We start from the raw sequence: 22187 nt of genomic DNA on the forward strand, positions 1-22187 counted from the left end.
AACGAGGATTAACAATAGACCGCCAACGACGATTAACAACCATTAACTCGCACATCCACCGCTGCCAGCCAAAGATAGATGCACGACACAGGCCAGGGTTCAGGAGAGCCGGCATGAGCAAGGTAGTGGTGGTGTATCACAGTGGCTATGGCCATACCCGGGTACTGGCAGAAGCGGTAGCCCGCGGGGTGGAAACCCGGCCCGACAGTACCGCGCTGCTGCTTTCGGTGGAGCAGGTAGCCCTGCACTGGCAGCAGATGCACGGTGCCGATGCCATCATCTTTGGCTCTCCGACCTACATGGGCTGTGTGTCGGCCCAGTTCAAACACTTTATGGAGGCCACCTCGGCCTTCTATCTGGCTAAGCCCTGGCGCAACAAGCTGGCTGCTGGCTTTACCAATTCCGGTAATCAGTGTGGCGACAAATTCAACACCCTGGTGCAGATGGTCACCTTCGCTGCCCAGCACTCGATGATCTGGGTGGGTCTGGACCTGCTGCCCGGTAACAACACCCGTGTAGCGACGGCACAGGATCTCAATCGTCTCGGTGGGTCACTGGGGGCCATGGCGCAGTCCAATCTGGATGAAGGCAGCGATACCGCGCCGCCTGAAGCGGACCGCCGTACAGCGATGCATCTCGGTGAACGGGTGGCCACGCTGGCTGCACAGATGAGCCCTATTCAAACCCACCTGTCATCCCAGTCGGGCTGACCTGAAAGGAGAGCACCGAACATGAACCTGAACCTGACTCCGCGTCTGCTGGGGGCTGCGCTGGCCCTGTCTGCCGGGCTGACAGCCATCCCCCCTGCGCTGGCTGCTGACAAGCCAGCGGTTGAACACCAGACCCAGGCCTTTCTCAATGCCCTGGCCAAAGGCGGTGGCAAGCCCATCGAACAGCTGACCCCTATCGAGGCACGGGCGGTACTGACCGGCGCGCAGAAGTCTGTGGCGGTGGATATGTCAGGCATTACGACTGAGGAAAAATCCATCGAGGTCAACGGTAAGTCTGTCGGTTTGACCATCGTACGCCCTGAAGGCGTGGCCGGGACGCTGCCGGTGTTCATGTTCTTCCACGGTGGTGGCTGGGTACTGGGTGACTATCCCACCCATGCCCGTCTGATCCGTGATCTGGTGGTCAATTCAGGTGCTGTGGCGGTGTACGTCAATTACACCCCCTCACCTGAGGCACAGTATCCCACGGCCATCAATCAGGCTTATGCGGCTACCGTCTGGGTGGCGGCGCACGGTGCTGAGCTGGGGGTGGATGGCTCGCGGCTGGCTGTTGCCGGCAACAGTGTCGGCGGCAACATGGCTGCGGTAGTGAGCCTGATGGCGAAGGACAAGGGGGCTCCGGCCATCCGCTTTCAGGCCCTGTTATGGCCCGTCACCGATGCCGGGATGGATACCCCCTCTTACAAGGCGTTTGCTCAGGGCTACTTCCTGACCAAACCGATGATGAAGTGGTTCTGGGACAACTACACCACCGACAAAAAACAGCGCGCGCAGATTACCGCCTCGCCGCTGCGCGCCAGTCTGGCTGAGCTCAAAGGCCTGCCGCCGGCACTGGTGATTACCGCCGCTGACGACGTGCTGCGTGATGAAGGGGAAGCCTATGCGCACAAGCTGGATCAGGCCGGCGTGGCGGTCACCGCGACCCGCTACAACGGCATGATTCATGACTTTGGCCTGCTTAACCCACTGGCAGCACTGCCTTCTACCCAGTCTGCCATGCTGCAGGCCGGCACCGAGCTGAAGAAGCACCTGCAATAAGTCAGCGCTCTGGCTGATCCACACAACCGCAGACAGGAGAACCTCCATGGCTACCTTCACCACCCGCGATGGCGTCGACATCTATTACAAGGACTGGGGCAGCGGTCAGCCCGTCGTGTTCAGCCACGGCTGGCCGCTCAATGCAGACAGCTGGGAAGCGCAGATGCTGTTCCTGGCCTCTCACGGTTACCGGGTTATTGCCCATGATCGTCGTGGTCATGGACGTTCCTCTCAGCCCTGGCAGGGCAACGATATGGACCACTATGCCGATGATCTGGCCGAGCTGATGGAAGTGCTGGATCTGCACAATGCGGTGCTGTTTGGCTTTTCTACCGGAGGTGGTGAAGTGGCTCGCTATATCGGACGTCACGGCAGCAAACGGGTGGCCAAAGCCGGGCTGATTGCCTCGGTGCCGCCGCAGATGCTGCAGACAGCGAGTAATCCTGACGGGCTGCCGATGGCCGTATTTGACGGCATCCGTGCCGCATCACTGGCCAACCGTGCCCAGCTATACAAGGATCTGGCCAGCGGCCCGTTCTTCGGTTTCAACCTTGACGGTGCAACGCCATCAGCGGGGCTGATCGATACCTTCTGGATGCAGGGCATGATGTCCGGGCACAAGAATACCTACGACTGCATTGCCGCCTTCTCGGAAACGGACTTCACCGAAGACCTGCAGAAATTCGATATCCCCACCCTGATTATTCATGGCGACGCCGATCAGGTGGTGCCTATTGGCACCTCGGCGCAGGCTGCCGCCAGACTGATCAGGGATGCCGTACTCAAGGTTTACCCCGGTGCACCGCACGGCCTGACCGATACCCATAAGGATCAGCTCAATACTGACCTGCTGGCCTTTATTCAGGGCTGAGCAGGCAGCCGTTGCAACCGGCCGGGAGTGCTGGTGCGACAGTCACTGCGAACGCGTAATACCCCTGACAACCGTGTTCTGTCGCAGTTGAGATCAGCTGCGCTCTTTAACCACGTCCACAGCAAGAGGATAAACACCATGGCCATCGCCAAAGCCGTACCCGGCAAAACCCTGCTCAACCACAACGATCACACCCTGATCATGATCGACCACCAGTCACAGATGTCCTTCGCCACCAAGTCCATTGACGCGGTGACCCTGCGCAACAACGCGGCGCTGGTCGCCAAGGCCGCTGACGAGTTCGGGGTGTCCACCATCCTGACAACGGTAGCCGAGAAGAGCTTCTCCGGCCCGATCTTCGATGAGATCAAGTCAGTATTCCCCGACTACAACGTCATTGACCGTACCACTATGAACACCTGGGAAGACGAACGTATCGCAGTGGAAGTCAACAAGTACGGCAAGAGCAAAATTGTACTGGCTGGCCTGTGGACCTCTGTCTGCATCGTTGGCCCGGCGCTGTCGGCACTGGATCAGGGCTTTGAAGTGTATGTCATCACCGATGCCTGTGGTGACGTCTCAACCGAAGCGCACGAAATGGCCATTACCCGCATGGTGCAGCTGGGTGCCCGCCCGATGACCTCACTGCAGTACCTGCTGGAACTGCAGCGTGACTGGGCCCGCGGTGAAACCTATGACCAGACCGTGAAAACCTCTATTGCCCATGGCGGTGCCTATGGTCTGGGTCTGATCTACGCCAAGACCATGTTCAACGCCTCCGAAGGGCACTGATCGCTCCTGAAAGTCAACAGCGGGCGGCCCGCGCTCTGTGGCCGCCAGCGCTGACCAGCCCACTGACAGAGGAAAACGGAAGATGGCGAACACCCTGACGGACTGGGGCCTGCTGTTTCAGCGGCTGGCCGGTTCTCTGTTAGTGCTGCAGGTTCATGGCCTGCCCAAATTGCTGCATTTCCAGCAGCAGCTGGCGCTGATCGAAGACCCCTTTGGTCTGGGAGCGCATCTGACCCTGAGTCTGGCAATCGCCGCCGAGGTGCTGTGTCCGCTGCTGATCATGCTGGGAGTGTTTACCCGGCTGGCCTGCCTGCCATTGCTGTTTCTGCTGCTGGTGGCCCTGCTGCTGGTGCATCCGCAATGGAGCCTGGCCGAGGGCCAGTTTGGCTGGCTGCTGCTGATTCTGTTCGGCACCCTGCTGATGACGGGGCCGGGCCGTCTGGCACTGGGGCAGCGGGTTGCCATCAGGTATCCCCGGCTGGCCCGGGTGAGCTGAGTTCTGAACTGTAAAGGGCCAAATGATGAATGAGCAGGACGTGGTGACGCTGATTGTGCGCCACCGGATCAGACCGGGTGTTGACCTGGCCTACGAGCAGTGGCTGCGCCGTACCACTCAGGTGGCTGCCAGCTACCCCGGCCACCTTGGTGTCAATGTAATCCGTGATCTGGATCGCTTTGTGTGTGTGCTGCGTTTCTGTGGCACCACTGAGCTGCAGAACTGGCTGGACTCTGCTGAGCGTAAACAGCTGATCGATGAAGTCCTGCCACTGCTGGTGGAAGGCGACCAGTTTGAGGTCGACGGCGCGCGCGAGTTCTGGTTCACCCCCGGACAGATTGCCCCTCCGCCGCGCTGGAAACAGGCCTGCATCACCTTTCTGGTGATACTGCCGCTGAGCATGCTGGTGCCGCTGCTATGGCGCCCTGCTTTTCAACAGTGGCCATGGCTGGGCGGTTTTGTCCCCAGCAACGTGGTGATCACCCTCAGCATCGTATTGCTGGTGGTCTACTTCTTTATGCCCCGGGTGACTGCACTGTTTGCCCGCTGGCTGGAGGGGCGCGCTTAGTCGCCCCTCATTTCTCCAGCCGCTTCGTCAAGGCGTGTGGCTGCTGTATCCACCTGAACAGGAAGGGCAAGGTTATGAATGCCGATCTGATTCTGCACAATGGTCGACTGCACACGGTTGATCGCGATAAACCTACCGCCACTGCCGTTGCCATCAAGGATGGCCGCTTTAGCGTGGTCGGCAGTGACGCTGAGGTCATGGCGGTACGCGGAGATCACACCAGAGTGATTGATCTGCAGGGGCGCACCGTCGTGCCGGGTCTCAATGATTCTCACCTGCACCTGATTCGTGGCGGGCTGAACTACAACCTGGAGCTGCGCTGGGAAGGGGTACCTTCGCTGGCGGACGCATTGCGTATGCTCAAAGAGCAGGCTGATGTGACGCCAGCGCCCCAGTGGGTGCGGGTAGTCGGTGGCTGGAATGAGTTCCAGTTTGCTGAAAAACGCATGCCTACGCTGGAAGAGCTGAACAGGGCCGCACCGGATACCCCGGTGTTTGTGCTGCACCTTTATGATCGTGCGCTGCTTAACCGTGCCGCCCTTAAGGTGGTCGGCTATACCCGTGACACGCCCAACCCGCCCGGTGGTGAAATTCAGCGCGATGCCAACGGTGAGCCGACCGGCATGCTGATTGCCCGGCCCAACGCCATGATTCTCTACGCGACGCTGGCCAAAGGGCCCAAGCTGCCGCTGGAATATCAGGTCAATTCCACCCGTCAGTTCATGCGTGAACTGAACCGTCTGGGTGTGACCAGCTGCATTGATGCCGGCGGTGGCTTTCAGAATTATCCCGATGACTATGCGGTGATTCAGCAGCTGGCCAAAGATCAGCAGCTGACCGTGCGGATTGCCTACAACCTGTTTACCCAGAAGCCCAAAGAAGAACTGAGCGACTTCAGAAACTGGACCAGCTCGGTGTCACTGCATCAGGGCGATGACTTCCTCCGTCACAACGGTGCCGGGGAAATGCTGGTGTTCTCCGCCGCGGATTTCGAGGATTTTCTTGAGCCCCGTCCTGACCTGCCCGCCAGTATGGAGGCAGAGCTGGAACCGGTGGTACGGCATCTGGTTGAGCAGCGCTGGCCCTTCCGCCTGCACGCCACCTACAACGAGTCGATCTCGCGCATGCTGGACGTGTTCGAGAAGGTCAACCGCGACATCCCCTTCAATGGCCTGCCGTGGTTCTTCGATCACGCCGAAACCATCACCCCGCAGAATATTGAGCGGGTACGGGCACTGGGAGGCGGCATCGCTATTCAGGACCGCATGGCCTTTCAGGGCGAATACTTCGTTGATCGTTATGGCCATCAGGCGGCGGAGCAGACCCCGCCGATCAAACGCATGCTGGCTGAAGGCGTGCCGGTCGGAGCGGGCACCGATGCTACCCGCGTGTCCAGCTACAACCCCTGGACGTCGCTGTACTGGCTGGTCAGTGGCCGCACCGTCGGTGGCACGGCGTTGTATCCGGAAGGGCTGTCGCGGGATACCGCACTGCAGCTGTTTACTCACGGCAGTGCCTGGTTTTCGTCGGAGCAGGGCAAGAAAGGTCAGATCAAAGTGGGTCAACTGGCAGACCTGATTGCCCTGTCCGGCGACTTTTTTACGGTGGAAGAGGAAGCCATCAAGTGGCTGGAGTCGGTACTGACGGTGGTCGATGGCAAGGTGGTGTATGCCGCCGAAGAGTTCGATGACCTGTGTCCGCCCAGTGTGCCGGTCATGCCTGACTGGTCGCCGGTACACAAGGTGCCCGGCCACTGGCGCCCGGCCTCGCCCCTGCTGAAGCAGGTGCACCAGTGCTCAGGCCCCTGTGCGGTGCATGCCCACAGTCATGATCGGGTACGCACGGCCAATGTGCCGGTCAGTGATTTTCAGGGCTTCTGGGGCGCCTTTGGCTGTTCCTGTTTCGCCTTCTGAAGACCGCTCAGTCCTGACTGAATCACACAGTGCTTTTGCGTGTCGCTGATGGGCAGTGGTGCAGGTATCCCCGGCATCATGCTCATCGCGACAGCGTCCCCGGCTGTGCAGGAGTTGCCCCTATGGTTGCCGTTTTTCCCTCCGTGCCTGCTGTCCGGTACGGGCTCTGTGCTGCGTTGCTGCTGTCGCTGTTGCCCTCTGCCGGGGCCGTCGCGGCAACAGCCGATCAGCCACTGCTGAACTGGTCTGTGCTCAATCGCAATTACCTGATCAGCAGCGCGTATCGTGGCGCTGATCAGGGGCGTCCTTATCGGCGGGAATGGGCACACGGTCTGCTGGCGGATGTGCAGTCAGGCTATACCCCCGGGGTACTGGGGCTGGGGGCGGATGTGCACGGCTTTGCCGGTTACAGGCTGGACAGCCAGCGCGGCCACGCGGGGACCGGGCTGCTGGCGGCCGACAGCGACGGCGGCAGTGTGGATAGTTACGGCAGCAGTGGCGGGGCGGTGAAGCTGCGAATGCGGCAAACGGTGGTGAAATACGGCGAGATGAGCGTCGCGACGCCGGTGTTTGCGACCGCCGACAAGCGCCTGCAACCTGAGTATGCCACCGGCTTCTGGCTGCAAAGCGATGATCTGCCGCGGCTTAGTCTGCAGGCAGGGCATTTTACGGCTTTCAAGAATCAGGATGCTTCGACCGCGCACGGCGAGTTCAGCGGTTATGGGGCGACTACCGCGGGCAGTGCCATCAGTCTGGCGGGCGCCCGCTGGAAGATCAGCGATACCCTGCGCACGGCAGTGTTTGTGTCGCAGCTGGATGACACCTGGCGCCAGAGTTATCTCAATCTCAACTGGCAGCAGCAGGGGCTCAGCCTCGATGGCAACCTTTATCGCAGTCGTGATCAGGGGCGGCGTCGTGCTGGCGCCATCGATACCCTGGCCTACAGCGTGGCGGCCCGTTATCAGCGGGCAGCGCACGGGATCATGCTGGCCTATCAGAAAATCAATGGCGATACGCCGTTCGACTTTGTCGGTGGTGACTCCATCGCACTGGCTAACTCCATCAAATATGCCGACTTCAACGGCGCCCATGAACGTTCACTACAGGCCCGTTATGACTTCGACTTCGCTGCGCTGGGCATCCCCGGCCTGAGTCTGATGGCACGCTACGTCAAAGGCTGGGGCATCGATGGCACCCATGCCGAGGCAGGCGGTGCCTATAACCCGTTCGACAGTACCAGCGGCGACTATCAGCCTCAGCAGGGGCAGGGCGGCAAACACTGGGAGCGTGATCTGCAGGTGCGCTATCAGGTGCCTGCCGGTCCCTTTAAGGATCTGTCGCTGTCACTGGCGGAGGTAGGCCATCGCGGCAACGCCGCCCAGGGTGGCGCCAACATCGAACGTCTGTATCTGTTGCTGCAATACCCGTTACAAGGAAGCCTCTGATCATGGCCACGGTTGTTCACTCCCCCTGGAGCCCGCTGCGTCACACGCCCTTTCGCTGGCTGTGGCTGGCCAGTATCGCCTCCAACATCGGCACCTGGATGCATGAGGTCGGCGCAGGCTGGCTGATGACGTCGCTGTCGACGAACCCGCTGCATGTGGCGCTGGTGCAGGTGGCCGGCTCGCTGCCCATGTTCTTTCTGGCCCTGCCGGCGGGGGCGCTGGCCGATATCGTCGATAAGCGGCGCTACCTGTTAGCGGTGCAGTGCTGGATGGCGCTGGTGGCGATGGCGCTGGCGGCGCTGACGCTGCTGGGGCTGGTCAATGTACCGCTGCTACTGCTGCTGACCCTCGGTATGGGCGTCGGCACCGCACTGATGATGCCGGCCTGGTCGGCACTGACTCCGGAGCTGGTGGATAAGGCCGATCTGCCGGCCGCCATCGCGCTGTCCAGTGTCGGCGTCAATCTGGCGCGAGCCGTGGGGCCGGCCATGGCCGGTGTGCTGGTCAGCCTGAGTGGCCCGTGGCTGACCTTCGCCCTGAATGGCGCGTCGTTTCTGGCGGTCATCAGTGTGCTGTGGTCATGGCGGCGTCAGCGGGCGGCGCTGGTATTACCGGCTGAGCGGTTGCTCGGGGCGATTCGTGCGGGCTGGCGCTACAGCTGTTCGTCACGTCCGTTACAGGCCGTACTGGTACGGGCGCTGGCGTTCTTCTTTGGCGCCAGCGGGGCGATGTCGATGCTGCCGCTGATCGTCAGGCAGGAGCTGCACGGTACTGCCGCTGACTTCGGCATCCTGCTTGGCAGTGTCGGTGTGGGTGCGGTGGCTGGCGCCATGCTGCTGCCTGCCATTCGTCGTCACCTGCATAACGACCGGCTGGTGGTGCTGGCCTCGGTGCTGTACGCACTGGTGATCTTTGCCCTGGCCTTTGTCCGCGAGTTGCTGTTGCTGATCCCGGTCATGCTGGTCAGCGGTGCGGCCTGGATTGCCGTACTGTCGAGCCTGCAGGTGGCGGCACAAACCTCGGTACCCAGCTGGGTTAAGGCGCGGGCACTGGCGGTCTACATTCTGGTGTTCTTCGGCAGTCTGGCCGGCGGCAGCATGCTTTGGGGCAGTATCGCCAGCCACAGTTCCATCACGTATGCCCTGTGCATCGCCGCCACGGCTTTGCTGCTTGGCCTGTGCCTGACGCCACTGTTCTCGCTGCCGGGTAAGGACGCGGATGATCTGGCCCCGTCACTGCACTGGCCGGCCCCGGTCGCGCTGGACAGTGCCGACCATGACCGTGGCCCGGTGATGATCAGCGTCGAGTACCGCATTGCCGAGGCCGACTGGGCCGTCTTTCAGCAAGCAATGGCAGAAGTGCGGCGGATGCGTCAGCGCAACGGTGCCTTTTCCTGGGGGCTGGTGCAGGACAGCGAGGATGCGCAGTGCTGGCAGGAGTTTTTCTTCGATGAGTCGTGGCTTGAGCATCTGCGTCACCACGGCCGCGTGACGCGGGCCGAACAACGGATTGAGGCCCATGCCCGGCGGCTACAGATGGCTGGCACGCCGGTGCGAATCCGTCATCTGCTGGCGCCCGCCGTCCTTAAAAGTTCGCCCTCGTCAGCCGGATGAGGGGATGACCGATCGTGGCAGGTGTGCCACAGACGGTGCGGTACTGACGCGTGGATTTGCGTCAGCCATTTCATGATCAGGAGTCAATGTGATGCAACCTTACAACCGCCTCAATAAAGACGATGCCGTCGTCCTGCTGGTAGACCACCAGACCGGTCTGATTTCACTGGTGCAGGACTTCACCCCCAACGAGTTCAAGAACAACGTGCTGGCGCTGGCTGATCTGGCCAGGTTCTTCCAGCTGCCGACCATTCTTACCACCAGTTTCGAGCAGGGCCCCAACGGGCCGCTGGTGCCTGAGCTGAAGGAAATGTTCCCCAGTGCGCCCTACATCGCCCGCCCCGGCCAGATCAATGCCTGGGATAACGCGGATTTTGTCGCCGCGGTGAAGGCCACCGGTCGCAAGCAGCTGATCATCGCCGGTGTGGTCACCGATGTCTGTGTGGCGTTCCCTACCCTGTCGGCGCTGGCAGAAGGCTTTGATGTGTTTGTGGTGACCGATGCCTCCGGCACCTTCGACAAAACCGTGCAGCAGGCGGCCTGGGCACGCATGAGTGCCGCCGGTGCGCAGATGATGAACTGGTTTGCCGTGGCCTGTGAGCTGCACCGTGACTGGCGCAATGACATTGAGGGGCTCGGGCATCTGCTGTCTGAGCGGATTCCTAATTACCGCAATCTGATGAACAGCTACGCAGCGCTGACCGCCCGCTAACGGGCCCGCCTGTCGCCGTCAGCCCGGTGGGGCTGATGGCTTCACCGTATTATCAATCCCCAGACGGAGACACTGCCGATGAGCAAGATGACCCATGCTAATGGTGCGCCGGTCACCGATAACCTCAATATTCAGACGGCGGGCCCGCGTGGCCCTGCGCTGTTGCAGGACATCTGGCTGCTGGAAAAGCTGGCGCACTTCGACCGTGAAGTCATCCCTGAGCGGCGCATGCACGCCAAGGGGGCTGGTGCCTATGGCCGCTTTACCGTCACCGCCGATATCAGCCGTTACAGCAAAGCCGCTGTGTTTGCCGGAGTGGGTAAGGAGACGCCGGTGTTTGTGCGTTTCTCCACGGTGGCTGGTGAGCGAGGCGCGGCCGATGCCGAGCGCGATATTCGCGGCTTTGCCGTCAAGTTCTATAGTGAAGAAGGCAACTGGGACGTGGTGGGCAATAACACGCCGGTGTTCTTCTTCCGTGACCCGATGCGCTTCCCTGATCTTAATCACGCGGTCAAACGTGACCCCCGTACCGGCCTGCGCAGTGCTACATCGAACTGGGATTTCTGGACGCTGCTGCCGGAAGCCCTGCACCAGATCACCATCGTCATGAGTGACCGTGGTATCCCCAGCAGTTATCGCCATATGCATGGTTTTGGCAGCCACACTTTCAGCATGATCAACGCTGCCAATGAACGGGTGTGGGTGAAGTTTCATTTTGTCTGCCAGCAGGGCATTGCCGGTCTTAGTGATGCCGCAGCCGAAGCCGTCATCGGTAAGGACCGTGAAAGCCATCTGCGAGACCTGTACGACAGCATTGAGCGCAAGGACTTCCCGCGCTGGACCCTGTGCATTCAGGTGATGAGTGAGGAGCAGGCTGCCAGTCATCCGCACAATCCTTTTGATCTGACCAAGGTCTGGCCACATGCCGACTATCCGCTGATGGAGGTTGGTGTACTGGAGCTGAACCGCAACCCGGATAACCACTTCGCTGAAGTGGAGCAGGCGGCGTTTTCCCCCGCCAATGTGGTGCCGGGGATTGGCTTCTCACCTGACAAGATGCTGCAGGCGCGGCTGTTTTCCTATGGGGATGCGCAGCGTTACCGGCTGGGAGTCAACTTCAACAGCATTCCGGTCAACGCGCCCAAATGTCCGTTCCACAGTTATCACCGTGACGGTGCCATGCGTACCGACGGCAACAGCGGCTCGACCCTGGCCTATTACCCCAACAGCTTTGGTGAGTGGCAGGATAATCCGCAACATGCCGAGCCGCCGTTAGCGCTGCACGGTGATGCGCGGGCCTGGGATCACCGGGTGGATGACGACCACTATGAGCAGCCGGGCCAGCTGTTCCGCCTGATGACACCTGCCCAGCAGCAGGTGCTGTTTGATAACACTGCGCGGGCCATGGGCGATGCGCCACTGGCCATCAAACAGCGGCATATCGACAACTGCAGCAAGGCCGACCCTGCATACGGCGCCGGTGTTGCTACTGCGCTTGAGCGCCTGTCCAGCTGACACTGACAACATGATCCCCGTCGACCACCTGCGGCGTTGTCGGGTGTCGACTTTTCTGGCCAGACCTCCGATACCCGGGGTCTGGCTTTTTTTTTTGTGCTGAATTATTTTCTGGTTTGTTAGTTTTAAAAAATAGAAATGCTGTTTTATAAAACGCTTTCCCCTGCCTCGGCCTTTCATTAGAGTGATGCTGGTCGCATAAGCGACTCGCTTCCATGGTGTTGCTGCACAACTCGAACATGCCGCGTTGTATCACCAATAAACTTAATAAAGGCGCAACCATGACTTCAGTTCGTAAATTCGCTTATCCGTTAAGCCGCCTCAGCCTCTGCTGTGTATTGCTGGCTCCCTTTTCTGCCTGGGCGGCCACCACAGGCTGTGACCCCACCCAGTTCGGTGCCCGCGGCGATGGCCAGACCGTCAATACACAAGCACTGCAACAGGCCATTGATCAGTGCAGCCAGCAGGGTGGTGGGACCGTTGAGCTGGGCGAGGGGGTGTGGCTGAGTGGCCCGCTGCAGCTCAAAAATGATGTCACCCTGCATCTGGCCGATGGCAGTGTGCTGCAGGCGACCAACGTCAACAAAGACTTTGTCGCGGCCTTTATCGGCGCTCCGGCGCAGGCCGGAGAGGCGTTTATTCTGGCTAATGGCGTCAGCAATGTGGCCATTACAGGTTCAGGGACGGTGGATGGCAAAGGCGCTCAGGACTGGTGGCCGGAAGCCATGATGGTGCGCAAGCGCGTGCGGGGTGGAGACACTGACTACTTCAAGCAGCGCTTCCCCGGTGTGCCTCTGGCCAACGGGATGCCCAGACCCTGGCTGGTTGAGTTCAACGACACCCATAACGCCCGGATCGGCGGGATACTGGCGACCAATTCACCGATGTGGAATATCGTCATCCGCAACAGTGAGCAGATTGAGCTGAACGGCACCCGGGTGATCAACCCCGAAGACTCGCCCAACAGCGATGGCGTCGACATCGTTTCGTCACGTCATGTCACCCTGACGCATCTGGATATTGATACCGGTGATGACAATGTGGCGATCAAGTCAGGGTTGCCCGGTTTGAAAACCACGACGCAACCCAGTCAGGATATTGTTGTAACCCGTTCCATCATGCGCCGTGGCCACGGTATTTCCATCGGCAGTGAAACCGCCAATGGCATCCGTAATATCACCGTGTCTCATGTGCGTTTTTATGGCACGGAGAATGGCGTCAGGGTGAAGTCTGCCCGTGACCGTGGCGCCGATATCGGCCCTATCACCGCCAGCCATCTGCAGATGGAAAACGTTATTACACCGATCCTGATCACCGAAAGCTACAGCGGCCAGTCAGGCATAGGTGACGGTAAGATCAGCGCCCTCGACAGCGCGCCGGTCACTGCCACCACGCCCTATATTCATGATGTGACCGTGGAATACCTGACGGCCACCGGCGCAAAAAATGCCGGTTTCCTCAGTGGCTTGCCCGAAGCACCGCTGAAACAGATCACCCTGCATCAGGTCAGTATTGATGCCAGCGAGCAGGGGCTGCTGACTCGCTATGTCGAGGCGGCGATTCGCAGCAGCAAAATCAGTAATCAGGCCGGGGAAGGGGTGGTCAGCGGCCCCGAGGCTAGCCTGACGATGGCCAACTAGGTCGCGGTTGCTGCCCGCAGATGCATGCGGGTGGTTGTGGCACAGGGCCGCCGGGAACCTGGACGGCGGCACTGTGATGCCGGTGACAGAGAAATTCTGTGGCGGATGAGCGCAGTGTCACCATTCTGATCTATTCTTCTCCTATCTTGAGATCCCCATGCTGCACTGCCGTTGCGCGGTGGTGCGTCGTTGTCATGTTGCCGGAGAGTCTGTGTGAAACCCAACATCCTCACCACCTGGGTCATTGCACCGCTGTTGTTTGCTGTTTTCTTCGTCGTTTTCATTCTTATCGCGGTGTTCGATGTGCAGCGTGACGCGGAGAACACCGCGGAGCAGATGATGCATCAGACCGGGGAATACCTGCAGTCGACCATGATGGTGTTACAGAAGCTCAATACCATCGCTGATGCGCCCTGTAGTGACAGCTTTATTGAGCGGCTGCGGGTGGAGGTGTTCAAGAGTGACAGCGTACGCGATATCGCCTATGTCGATGGCAACAAGGTGCTGTGCTCGGCAGGATCGGGCTTCCTAAAATCCGGCGGGCTGCTCGACAAGGAAGATCTGCAAGGTGCTATGGAGCGCAAGTTCTGGTTTAACCTGCAGCTGATGCAGGCTGGCGTGCGGGTCAGCGTGACTGCGCAGCAGCTGGGCAACTACGTCATCGTCGAATACCCCGGCCACTTCCAGAGCACGATCGCGTCCAGTGCCTATGATTCCGCTGTGGTCGCGGTCTTCCCTGACAGCAGCTACTACTTCGCCTACGGCAATAAAGACATCACCCGCATACTGCAGCGCCCCTTTGTGCTGGGGGGCGGAGTGGCTTGCAGTGATGACCCGCGCACCTACTGCGTCGCGGTGGAGATGCATGATGCCGAGATGCTGACGGCCGCATTGCCGCTGCTGACACTGGGGCTGGTGCTCAGCTTCCTGCTGGCCCTGCTCGGTAAATCACTGGCGGATCAGATGCTGGCCAAGCGCTATTCGCTGCAGGGCAGGGTCAAGCGGGCACTGGAGAAAGAGCCGCAGAACTTCTATTGCGTGTTCCAGCCGATTGTTGAGCTGAGCAGCGGCAAGACCATGGGCTGCGAGGTGCTGGCGCGCTTTCAGGATGATATCGGCGGGCTGTCGCCCATCGACTTTATCCCGGTGGTGCAGCAGATGCGCCAGACCTGGAAATTTACCGAGCTGATCATGGCCCGTGCGGTGGAGGAACTGAACCGTTGCGATTTTCAGGGGAGGGCCTTCTATGCATCCTTCAACGTCTTCCCTGAGGATCTGAGCAAAGACCGGGCAGAAATTATCAGCACCTCCAAACCGCTGGCGGCGGCACTGAATTCCTCCTTTGATGTGGTGATCGAAATTCTCGAAACCTCTATCGACTACGGTTCGGGCATGCATGAGAGTCTCGAATTTCTGCGCAAGATGGGCGTGCGGATCGCCATTGATGACTTCGGCACCGGCCATTCCAACCTCAATATGCTGATCAACTTCGAGGCCGATCTGCTCAAGATTGACCGCTCCTTTGTTGATGGCTCGGAAGATCCTGAATCGGTGCGCGCCAAGATTCTGCCGATCATGGTAGAAATCGCTGATACCGCAGGCCTGAAAAAGATCGCCGAGGGCATCGAGACGCAGGAGCAGGCAGATCACGTCATGAGCGTCGGGGTCGAGCTGGGGCAGGGTTACTTCTTTAGCCGGCCGGTGTCGGCTGAGGTACTGATGAACTACGTGCAGAACCACTGACCGCCGTGGGGCCCGAGAACGCCTGCCGCGCTGCAGGCGTTACCGCTGAGCCCGGCAGTGCCGGGTTTTGCTTTTGTTCTCTTCACCTCGCCTCGCTTCTACTGTCTTCAATCACCTTTCTGCGTTCCCTGCTGTCGTGCCGTGCTGTTGCCATAGTGGCTGAGCAGTGTTGCATGAGCCGCCTTATACCGGGCTTGTTCATCTAATGCGCAAAACATACTATGTCATACAAGTTGTTTTTCGCATTGACCCTAACCGGCTGAGATGGAGCACAGAGAATGGACAAGATTGACGTGATGGTGGTGTGGCCCAATCGTCCTGAGCAGATGAAGATACTGGAGCACACCTATCGGTTGCATCGCTACGACCAGGCCAGTGCTGCGGAAAAGGACGTGATGGTGCGTGAAATCGGGGCGCGCATCCGTGCCGTGGTTACCACCCACGGCGGTGGCTTTGAACAGTCACTGCTGGATCGTCTGCCCAATCTGGAAATTGTGACCTCCGCCAGCGTGGGTCTGGACACCCTCTGCGTCGATGGCTGTAAGGCGCGCGGTATTCCGGTGACCAATACCCCGGACGTGCTGACCGATGACGTGGCCGATATGGCCATGATGCTGTTGCTTGCCACCGTGCGGCGGTTGCTGCCCGGTGTGAACTGGATAAGCTCCGGTGACTGGCAGAGCAAGGGCATGATGCCGCTGAATACCGCCATTCGCGGTAAAAAGCTGGGGATTGTCGGTCTTGGCCGGATCGGCAAGGCCATCGCCCGGCGGGCAGAAGCCTTTGGCATGGAGGTCTGCTATTACGGCCGCAAGCCGCAGGCTGATGTGCCTTACCGTTACTTCGATGATCTGTGTGCGCTGGCGGAGGCTGTCGATATTCTTGCACCGGCCGTTCCCGGTGGTCCGGAAACCGAAGGGCTGATCAGCCGTGACGTGCTGGAAGCCATAGGTCCGCAGGGTTACTTCATCAATATCGCCCGGGGTTCGGCGGTGGATGAGTCTGCGCTGGTGGAACTGCTGCAGCAGGGCAGGCTGGCGGGAGCCGGGCTGGATGTCTTCGTCAATGAGCCGCATGTTCCGGCGGCACTGCTGAGCATGAGCAATGTCGTGCTGCAGCCCCATTGTGCCAGCGGTACGGTGGAAACCCGGGCGGCCATGGCCCAGCTGGTGGTGGATAATCTGGCCGCCCATTTTGCTGGCAAGCCGCTACTGACACCGGTGTAACGGCTGCCTGACGGGCAGCACGCTGGACGGGCAACGCCGGGGTATGACGCGAGCGTTCTGCGTTCTGCGTTCTGCGTTCTGCGTTCTGCGTTGTGCAGGCTGTCAGCCTGCGGCGGCACAGGGCTCGGCCCGGTCGCTGAGGCGGATGAAGTCTGCCGTCAGTGCCAGCAGCAGAGCGGCACCGCCAACCGCGAAAATCAGCTGATAATTCTGCTGAAAATGGCTGAACAGAAAGGAATAGCCGTAGCCGCCGATAGCCTGAAACAGTGCAAAGGCGGTAGTCGCGCGACTCCAGGCCGCACGTTGCTGGCCGTGATCATGGGGAATGAGTTCATGAATACGGCCGAGCACCAGCGGCACTATCCCCGGTGTAAAGGCGCCGAGAATAACCGTCGCAACGATCAGGCTGAGGTTGCTCTGGCTGAAGGCCAGCAGGGCTGCCGCCATCAATTGCAGCAACAGGGCAAGGCGATAGGCCGTCCTGAAGCCGATATGATCCGCTGTTTGTCCGCAGATGACCGGGCCGACAATTGCGGCCAGACCATAGAGTACCCAGTAGCGGGCGCCGGTCATCGCGCCCTGGTGCAGGCCGCGGGCAATAAAGTCCACCAGCAGCATCATGGCCGGTACGATGCCAAGCGCATTAGCAGCGTACTGGGCATAGAGCAGCTTCAGCGACAGCGCAGAATGTTGCCGGTGGACCGCTGACGGGCCTGCGCTGGAAGCGGGGGCTGAGGTTGTGGGCCAGCCGAACCAGCTGATGGCGGTCAGCAGCAAGGATACGCCACCCAGCCCGAGCCAGGTCTGCTGCAGACCCAGGTGCAGCAGTTCGGGAACCAGCGTGCCGGAGGCCGCGATACCGGCGCCTAGGCCGAGAAAGATCATCCCGCTGACGAAACCGCGCCGTACGGCAGGAATGTGCGGCAGGATGGTAGTCGCGACCAGAATCATGATGGCACCGCCAGCGACACCGGAAATAAAACGCCAGACGAAGAACCAGCCCACCGACAGCGGCCAGGCACAGGCAATGAAGGCGATGCTCGCTGCCACCATCAGCCAGCGCAAGGCATGATGATTACCGAGCCGCGTGGCCAGAGGCCGGCCACTTACGGCACCCACCAGATAGCCGGCAAAGTTGGCCGCCGCCAGGGTGACGACACTGGTGGCAGGAAACCAGTGCTGTTCAATCAGCGCAGGGATCAGTGGGGTATAGGCAAAGCGGGCCAGACCAATGCCGACCAGGCTGGCACAGATGCCTGCCAGTGTGGCAAACAGGGCCTGACGGTCGAGTATGGTGGTCACGGGAGGGGAGCTAGACATGTTCGGTTTCTCCTGATGGCAGGGTCAGGGCGGGCAGCCCGAGCAGGGAAAGTACCGGCTGGATACTGTCCAGCAGAAGCTCCCGGCTGGGGTTCACCCGTGCCAGTACCCGGATACCGAGTACAACGGCGAGCAATGTGGTGGCTGCCTGATGTGCAGTGAGCCTGTGCAGGGCAGGGATACCATCGCGGATACGTTCGATGGTGCGTTCAAAGAACGCCTGCATCTGTGCCAGCTCGGCGTTGATAGCCTGACGCAGATCCGGGTCATCGCTGCTGGCTTCCAGCGCTGAGTTCACCAGCAGGCAACCGCGGTGCAGCGGGTCGGCCAGCGAACGCTGGATGGTTTCGGCAAAGAAGGCGGTGATGGCCTGTTCTGCAGGCTGTTGCTGTTCCATACGCTGGATGCGCTCGCGTAACGAGCGATCCAGATAATGTTCCAGCGCCCGGCGAAACAGCGCGCGCTTATCGCCAAAGGCATTGTAGAGGCTTGGTTGAGTCAGGCCGGTAACACGCACCAGATCACGGGTTGACGTGGCTTCATAGCCTTTGCTCCAGAACGCATCACTCACCAGCTGCAGAATCTGATCCTCATTGAACGCGCGTGGTCTTGGCATGCTGTGGCTCCCAGATGGCAGATAGGTTTTATATCAGTCGATATGAAACAATTTATTATGTCGATCGATATAAAAAACAAGGCCCACTGTCGGGAATGTCGTCATTCGCGTCGGCATGCCGCTAGCAAAAATGCTTTCCCGTTGCCTCCCGTCATCACTTTGTCATCATTCTGCGTCAGGCTGCACTGCTATATATGAAAATTCATATATAAAATCAGTCCGAATCACTGGCCAGAGATAGGTTCAAATAACAGCAATGGCGTGCCAGTGCCGGGCTGAATATCTGGAAATTCATATTTATACGTAACGGCAGAACGGAACTGACCTGAGGCATGACTGAACTACTCACTCCCACTCTGGTATTCAAGGCGCTGGCGGATGACACCCGGGTGCGGCTGATGCTGCTGATCACACGGGAAACGGAACTCTGCGTGTGTGAGCTGATGTGCGCGCTGGAAGAAAGCCAGCCGAAAATTTCCCGCCATCTGGCGCAGTTACGCAGTGCCGGGCTGCTGGCGGATCGCCGTCAGGGCCAGTGGGTTTACTACCGGCTGCACCCGGCCCTGCCCGACTGGGTGCATGAGATGTTGCAGTCGACGCTGGCCGCCAACCGCTTCTGGCTGAGCCCGGAAGTGCAGCGCCTGCAGGTGATGAATGACCGGCCCGCACGTTGCTGCTGAGTGCGCAGAGCACCCCTTTTCTGACTGTCTGGCCGGGCTGAACCGGCTATGGAGCAAATTATGAGCAAGCCAATCAAAGTAGGTATCAACGGTTTTGGCCGCATCGGCCGGCTGGCGCTGCGTGCAGCCTGGGACCGTGAGCTGTTCGAGGTGGTGCAGATCAACGATCCGGCTGCCGATGCGGCTACTTTCGCCCACCTGCTGAACTTCGACTCGGTACACGGGCGCTGGTCACGGGAGGCCAGCAGCGAAGGCGAGGTGATGATCATCGAAGGCAAGCGCATTCAGGTCAGCAGCAACAAGGCCATCGCCGATACCGACTGGTCTGGCTGCGATGTGGTGATTGAAGCCAGCGGTAAGATGAAGACGGTGGAGGTGCTGCAGGCCTATCTGCAGCAGGGCGTCAAACGGGTAGTCGTCAGCGCACCAGTGAAGGAAGCCGGTGCACTGAATATCGTCATGGGCGTCAATGATCACCTCTATAATCCGGCTCTACACCGCATTGTCACCGCGGCGTCCTGCACCACCAACTGTCTGGCGCCGGTGGTCAAGGTGATCCACGAACAGCTGGGTATCCGTCATGGCTCCATCACCACCATTCATGATCTGACCAATACCCAGAGCATTCTGGATCAGCCGCACAAGGATCTGCGCCGTGCCCGTGCCTCAGGTATGAGCCTGATCCCCACCACCACCGGCTCAGCGACGGCAATTGCCGAAATCTTCCCGGAGCTGCGTGGGCGGCTGAACGGTCACGCGGTGCGGGTGCCACTGGCCAACGCCTCGCTGACCGACTGTGTGTTTGAAGTCGAGCGCGCCACCTCGGCAGAAGAGGTTAACAGCCTGCTGCAGAACGCCGCCGCCAACGAGCTGCAGGGCATTCTGGGGTTTGAAACCCGGCCGCTGGTGTCGATGGATTACCGCACCGACCCCCGTTCCTCAATCATTGATGCGCTGTCGACCATGGTGATCAACCAGACTCAGGTGAAGATCTACGCCTGGTACGACAACGAGTGGGGCTATGCCAACCGTACCGTCGAGCTGGCGGCAAAGGTCGGACGCGCTGATCAGGCAGGCGGTTGATATGGCTGCGGCGCTGTCCCGACTGGCTCCTGAGGTACGTCAGTACCTGCTGATCACCGGTAATTACTGGGCCTTTACTCTGACCGACGGCGCCCTGCGCATGCTGGTGGTGCTGCACTTTGACAGCCTGGGTTACCGCCCACTGCAGATCGCGCTGCTGTTTCTGTTCTACGAGCTGTTCGGGGTGATCACCAATCTGGTGGGGGGCTATCTCGGCGCCCGGCTGGGGCTGAACCGCACCATGAACCTGGGCCTGCTGCTGCAGGTGGTGGCCCTGCTGATGCTGGCGGTGCCCGCCGCCAGCCTCACTGTGCCCTGGGTGATGGCGGCGCAGGCGCTGTCGGGGATTGCCAAGGATCTCAACAAGATGAGCGCCAAAAGTGCCATCAAGACGCTGATCCCGGCGGGCCAGCAGGGCCGGCTGTATCAGTGGGTAGCGTTGCTGACCGGCTCCAAGAATGCCCTCAAGGGTGTCGGCTTCTTCCTTGGTGGTGCCTTGCTGGTGCTGCTTGGCTTCAAGGGCGCGGTGCTCGCGATGGCCGCCGTGCTGGGCGTGATCTGGCTGGCCAGTCTGGTGATGCTGCGCAGTGATCTGGGCAAGGCCAAAGCCAAACCCAAATTCAGCGATATGTGGTCTAAAAGCCGTGCCATCAACGTGCTGTCAGCGGCCCGGCTGTTTCTGTTCGGGGCGCGTGATGTGTGGTTCGTGGTGGCCTTGCCGGTGTATCTCAGTCAGGTCTTTGGCTGGGATTTCTGGTCGGTCGGCGGCTTTATGGCGCTGTGGGTGATGGGCTATGGCGTGGTGCAGTCAGTGGCGCCCTGGCTGACGGGCAAGAAGCAGGGGCGGGTGCCGGATGGCCGTGCGGCCTGCCTCTGGGCTCTGCTGCTGACCGCCATTCCGGCACTGATTGCACTGGGCCTTGGTAGCGGGCAGGACGCGCACTGGGTGCTGATCGGCGGGCTACTGGTGTTCGGTGTGCTGTTTGCCATCAACTCCTCGCTGCACAGTTATCTGATCGTCTCCTATGCCAAGGAAGACGGCGTCTCGCTGGACGTGGGCTTCTATTACATGTCCAATGCCATGGGCCGGCTGCTTGGCACCCTGCTGTCGGGCTGGCTGTACCAAAGTCAGGGACTGGCCTGCTGCCTGTGGGTATCCGCGCTGTTCGTGTTGCTGGCGGCGATACTGTCGGTGGGACTGCCACGGCACAAAACAAAAGTGGGCGGGGCAGGAACATAACGGCGGGCGGGTAGTCTGAACGCAGACGGCCCGGTAGCGGGCCGATGCGGCTGGCACTTTCCCGGCCCCTGTCCACCATTTTGTTTTCTGGCAACGTCAGTCAGCCTGTCGCACTGGCGTGCCATTCCCAACCAAGGAGTTTTTGATGAAAACCACCCCGGCCCTCTGGCAGTCCGTTATGCGGGGTTCGCTGCTGACCCCCATGCTGCTAGGCCTGAGCATGGCCGCACAGGCAGAAGAGCTGCCCGCACCGATCAAGGCGATGGAAGCCAGGGGGCTGCGTATCATGGGCAGCTTCGATGCGCCTGCCGGGCTCAAGGGGTACGCTGCGGAATACCAGAAGCAGGGGCTGGCACTGTATCTCACCGCCGATGGTCAGCATGTGCTGACCGGGCAGCTGCTGGATGCCAGCGGTAAGGACATGACCCGCGCGCCGCTGGAGCAGCTGGTGTACAAACCCATGTCGGCACAGACCTGGCAGGATCTGCAGAACACCCGCTGGATTCAGGATGGCCGCACCGATGCACCGCGCGTGCTGTATATGTTCACCGATGCCAACTGCCCGTACTGCCACCAGTTCTGGGAAATGTCACGGCCGTGGGTCGCCAGCGGCAAGGTACAGATTCGCCATATTCTGGTGGGTATTATCCGCGCTGACAGTAAGAACAAGGCAGCCACCCTGCTGTCTGCCCAAGACCCGGTCACAGCACTGAAGGACTATGAGGACTCGCCGTCCAGTCAGCGGGCTAAAAGTGATGCGGAAGTGCCTGCGGCCATCGGTAAGCAGCTGGATGCCAACCTGGCCCTGATGTCATCGCTGGGGCTGAATGCCACGCCCTCCATTCTTTATCTCGATGACAACCAGATTCTGCAGGCGCAGCGCGGTGTGCCCGGTGAGCTGACCATTGACAGTGTCATGGGGCCGCAATAAGCGCACTGCGACCA

Annotated in this window: 20 protein-coding genes; 18 read left to right on the plus strand and 2 right to left on the minus strand. The window is 60.2% G+C overall.

What is annotated here, in order from left to right:
• Positions 1-113: 113 nt before the first annotated feature.
• The 14 genes from QCD60_RS16030 (at position 114) to QCD60_RS16095 (ending at position 16303) form a co-directional block, all read left to right on the plus strand.
• A complete protein-coding gene (locus QCD60_RS16030) occupies positions 114-710 on the plus strand; it encodes a flavodoxin family protein (protein ID WP_279786992.1) in 597 nt (198 codons plus the stop codon).
• Between the two features lie 21 nt (positions 711-731).
• Positions 732-1769 carry an alpha/beta hydrolase gene (locus QCD60_RS16035; protein ID WP_279786994.1) on the plus strand — a complete coding sequence of 346 codons (1038 nt, stop codon included), beginning with the start codon at positions 732-734 and terminating at the stop codon, positions 1767-1769.
• 46 nt (positions 1770-1815) lie between these two features.
• Positions 1816-2640: an alpha/beta hydrolase gene (locus QCD60_RS16040; RefSeq protein ID WP_279786996.1), complete on the plus strand. Its 825-nt coding sequence runs from the start codon at positions 1816-1818 to the stop codon at positions 2638-2640.
• A gap of 138 nt (positions 2641-2778) precedes the next feature.
• The gene (locus QCD60_RS16045; protein ID WP_279786998.1) at positions 2779-3432 is read left to right on the plus strand and encodes a hydrolase; all 654 of its coding nucleotides are present in this window, start codon (positions 2779-2781) and stop codon (positions 3430-3432) included.
• 82 nt (positions 3433-3514) lie between these two features.
• Positions 3515-3928 (plus strand): DoxX family protein, encoded by a 414-nt coding sequence (locus QCD60_RS16050; RefSeq protein ID WP_279787000.1) that lies wholly within the window; start codon positions 3515-3517, stop codon positions 3926-3928.
• 22 nt (positions 3929-3950) lie between these two features.
• A complete protein-coding gene (locus QCD60_RS16055) occupies positions 3951-4496 on the plus strand; it encodes an antibiotic biosynthesis monooxygenase (protein WP_279787002.1) in 546 nt (181 codons plus the stop codon).
• 74 nt (positions 4497-4570) lie between these two features.
• Positions 4571-6409 carry an amidohydrolase gene (locus QCD60_RS16060; RefSeq protein ID WP_279787004.1) on the plus strand — a complete coding sequence of 613 codons (1839 nt, stop codon included), beginning with the start codon at positions 4571-4573 and terminating at the stop codon, positions 6407-6409.
• A gap of 122 nt (positions 6410-6531) precedes the next feature.
• Entirely contained in the window at positions 6532-7854 is a 1323-nt protein-coding gene (locus QCD60_RS16065; protein WP_279787006.1) for an OprD family outer membrane porin, read from the plus strand.
• Between the two features lie 2 nt (positions 7855-7856).
• Positions 7857-9467, plus strand: a complete 1611-nt coding sequence (locus tag QCD60_RS16070; RefSeq protein WP_279787008.1) for an MFS transporter — start codon at positions 7857-7859, stop codon at positions 9465-9467.
• Positions 9468-9555: 88 nt separating this feature from the next.
• A complete protein-coding gene (gene ycaC, locus QCD60_RS16075; protein ID WP_279787010.1) occupies positions 9556-10179 on the plus strand; it encodes an isochorismate family cysteine hydrolase YcaC in 624 nt (207 codons plus the stop codon).
• A gap of 78 nt (positions 10180-10257) precedes the next feature.
• The gene (locus tag QCD60_RS16080) at positions 10258-11694 is read left to right on the plus strand and encodes a catalase (RefSeq protein ID WP_279787012.1); all 1437 of its coding nucleotides are present in this window, start codon (positions 10258-10260) and stop codon (positions 11692-11694) included.
• A 281-nt stretch (positions 11695-11975) separates the two neighbouring features.
• Complete coding sequence (locus QCD60_RS16085; RefSeq protein WP_279787014.1) at positions 11976-13334, plus strand: glycosyl hydrolase family 28 protein; 1359 nt, start codon at positions 11976-11978, stop codon at positions 13332-13334.
• Between the two features lie 213 nt (positions 13335-13547).
• The gene (locus tag QCD60_RS16090) at positions 13548-15077 is read left to right on the plus strand and encodes an EAL domain-containing protein (protein WP_279787016.1); all 1530 of its coding nucleotides are present in this window, start codon (positions 13548-13550) and stop codon (positions 15075-15077) included.
• A gap of 278 nt (positions 15078-15355) precedes the next feature.
• The gene (locus tag QCD60_RS16095; protein WP_279787018.1) at positions 15356-16303 is read left to right on the plus strand and encodes a 2-hydroxyacid dehydrogenase; all 948 of its coding nucleotides are present in this window, start codon (positions 15356-15358) and stop codon (positions 16301-16303) included.
• 102 nt (positions 16304-16405) lie between these two features.
• Here the strand turns inward: QCD60_RS16095 and QCD60_RS16100 are convergent, their stop codons facing one another.
• Together QCD60_RS16100 and QCD60_RS16105 are read right to left on the minus strand one after the other, a co-directional pair.
• Entirely contained in the window at positions 16406-17623 is a 1218-nt protein-coding gene (locus QCD60_RS16100; protein ID WP_279787020.1) for a YbfB/YjiJ family MFS transporter, read from the minus strand.
• On the minus strand, positions 17616-18239 hold the full coding sequence (locus QCD60_RS16105; RefSeq protein ID WP_279787022.1) for a TetR/AcrR family transcriptional regulator: 624 nt from the start codon (positions 18237-18239) through the stop codon (positions 17616-17618). Before QCD60_RS16105 ends, QCD60_RS16100 begins: the two co-directional genes overlap by 8 nt.
• 332 nt (positions 18240-18571) lie before the next feature.
• On the opposite strand from QCD60_RS16105, the gene QCD60_RS16110 reads away from it, so the two are divergent.
• The 4 genes from QCD60_RS16110 to dsbG all read left to right on the plus strand — a co-directional run bounded on the left by QCD60_RS16110 (position 18572) and on the right by dsbG (position 22173).
• The gene (locus tag QCD60_RS16110; RefSeq protein ID WP_279787024.1) at positions 18572-18919 is read left to right on the plus strand and encodes a metalloregulator ArsR/SmtB family transcription factor; all 348 of its coding nucleotides are present in this window, start codon (positions 18572-18574) and stop codon (positions 18917-18919) included.
• 60 nt (positions 18920-18979) lie between these two features.
• On the plus strand, positions 18980-20002 hold the full coding sequence (locus QCD60_RS16115) for an ArsJ-associated glyceraldehyde-3-phosphate dehydrogenase (protein WP_279787026.1): 1023 nt from the start codon (positions 18980-18982) through the stop codon (positions 20000-20002).
• A gap of 1 nt (position 20003) precedes the next feature.
• Positions 20004-21242: an organoarsenical effux MFS transporter ArsJ gene (arsJ, locus tag QCD60_RS16120; RefSeq protein ID WP_279787029.1), complete on the plus strand. Its 1239-nt coding sequence runs from the start codon at positions 20004-20006 to the stop codon at positions 21240-21242.
• A 145-nt stretch (positions 21243-21387) separates the two neighbouring features.
• The gene (dsbG, locus tag QCD60_RS16125) at positions 21388-22173 is read left to right on the plus strand and encodes a thiol:disulfide interchange protein DsbG (RefSeq protein WP_279787031.1); all 786 of its coding nucleotides are present in this window, start codon (positions 21388-21390) and stop codon (positions 22171-22173) included.
• Positions 22174-22187: the final 14 nt, after the last annotated feature.

Origin of the sequence: Pokkaliibacter sp. MBI-7, from assembly GCF_029846635.1 — a bacterium.
Taxonomy (GTDB): domain Bacteria; phylum Pseudomonadota; class Gammaproteobacteria; order Pseudomonadales; family Balneatricaceae; genus Pokkaliibacter.

What these genes read in the sequence shown, in the direction of transcription:
- QCD60_RS16065 (WP_279787006.1), top strand. Translation starts at nt 6,532, where the DNA reads ATGGTTGCCGTTTTTCCCTCCGTGCCTGCTGTCCGGTACGGGCTCTGT.
- QCD60_RS16045 (WP_279786998.1), top strand. Translation starts at nt 2,779, where the DNA reads ATGGCCATCGCCAAAGCCGTACCCGGCAAAACCCTGCTCAACCACAAC.
- QCD60_RS16070 (WP_279787008.1), top strand. Translation starts at nt 7,857, where the DNA reads ATGGCCACGGTTGTTCACTCCCCCTGGAGCCCGCTGCGTCACACGCCC.
- QCD60_RS16080 (WP_279787012.1), top strand. Translation starts at nt 10,258, where the DNA reads ATGAGCAAGATGACCCATGCTAATGGTGCGCCGGTCACCGATAACCTC.
- dsbG (WP_279787031.1), top strand. Translation starts at nt 21,388, where the DNA reads ATGAAAACCACCCCGGCCCTCTGGCAGTCCGTTATGCGGGGTTCGCTG.
- QCD60_RS16095 (WP_279787018.1), top strand. Translation starts at nt 15,356, where the DNA reads ATGGACAAGATTGACGTGATGGTGGTGTGGCCCAATCGTCCTGAGCAG.
- arsJ (WP_279787029.1), top strand. Translation starts at nt 20,004, where the DNA reads ATGGCTGCGGCGCTGTCCCGACTGGCTCCTGAGGTACGTCAGTACCTG.
- QCD60_RS16100 (WP_279787020.1), bottom strand. Translation starts at nt 17,623, where the DNA reads ATGTCTAGCTCCCCTCCCGTGACCACCATACTCGACCGTCAGGCCCTG.
- QCD60_RS16030 (WP_279786992.1), top strand. Translation starts at nt 114, where the DNA reads ATGAGCAAGGTAGTGGTGGTGTATCACAGTGGCTATGGCCATACCCGG.
- QCD60_RS16115 (WP_279787026.1), top strand. Translation starts at nt 18,980, where the DNA reads ATGAGCAAGCCAATCAAAGTAGGTATCAACGGTTTTGGCCGCATCGGC.
- QCD60_RS16055 (WP_279787002.1), top strand. Translation starts at nt 3,951, where the DNA reads ATGATGAATGAGCAGGACGTGGTGACGCTGATTGTGCGCCACCGGATC.
- QCD60_RS16035 (WP_279786994.1), top strand. Translation starts at nt 732, where the DNA reads ATGAACCTGAACCTGACTCCGCGTCTGCTGGGGGCTGCGCTGGCCCTG.
- QCD60_RS16050 (WP_279787000.1), top strand. Translation starts at nt 3,515, where the DNA reads ATGGCGAACACCCTGACGGACTGGGGCCTGCTGTTTCAGCGGCTGGCC.
- QCD60_RS16110 (WP_279787024.1), top strand. Translation starts at nt 18,572, where the DNA reads ATGACTGAACTACTCACTCCCACTCTGGTATTCAAGGCGCTGGCGGAT.
- QCD60_RS16040 (WP_279786996.1), top strand. Translation starts at nt 1,816, where the DNA reads ATGGCTACCTTCACCACCCGCGATGGCGTCGACATCTATTACAAGGAC.
- QCD60_RS16060 (WP_279787004.1), top strand. Translation starts at nt 4,571, where the DNA reads ATGAATGCCGATCTGATTCTGCACAATGGTCGACTGCACACGGTTGAT.
- QCD60_RS16085 (WP_279787014.1), top strand. Translation starts at nt 11,976, where the DNA reads ATGACTTCAGTTCGTAAATTCGCTTATCCGTTAAGCCGCCTCAGCCTC.
- QCD60_RS16105 (WP_279787022.1), bottom strand. Translation starts at nt 18,239, where the DNA reads ATGCCAAGACCACGCGCGTTCAATGAGGATCAGATTCTGCAGCTGGTG.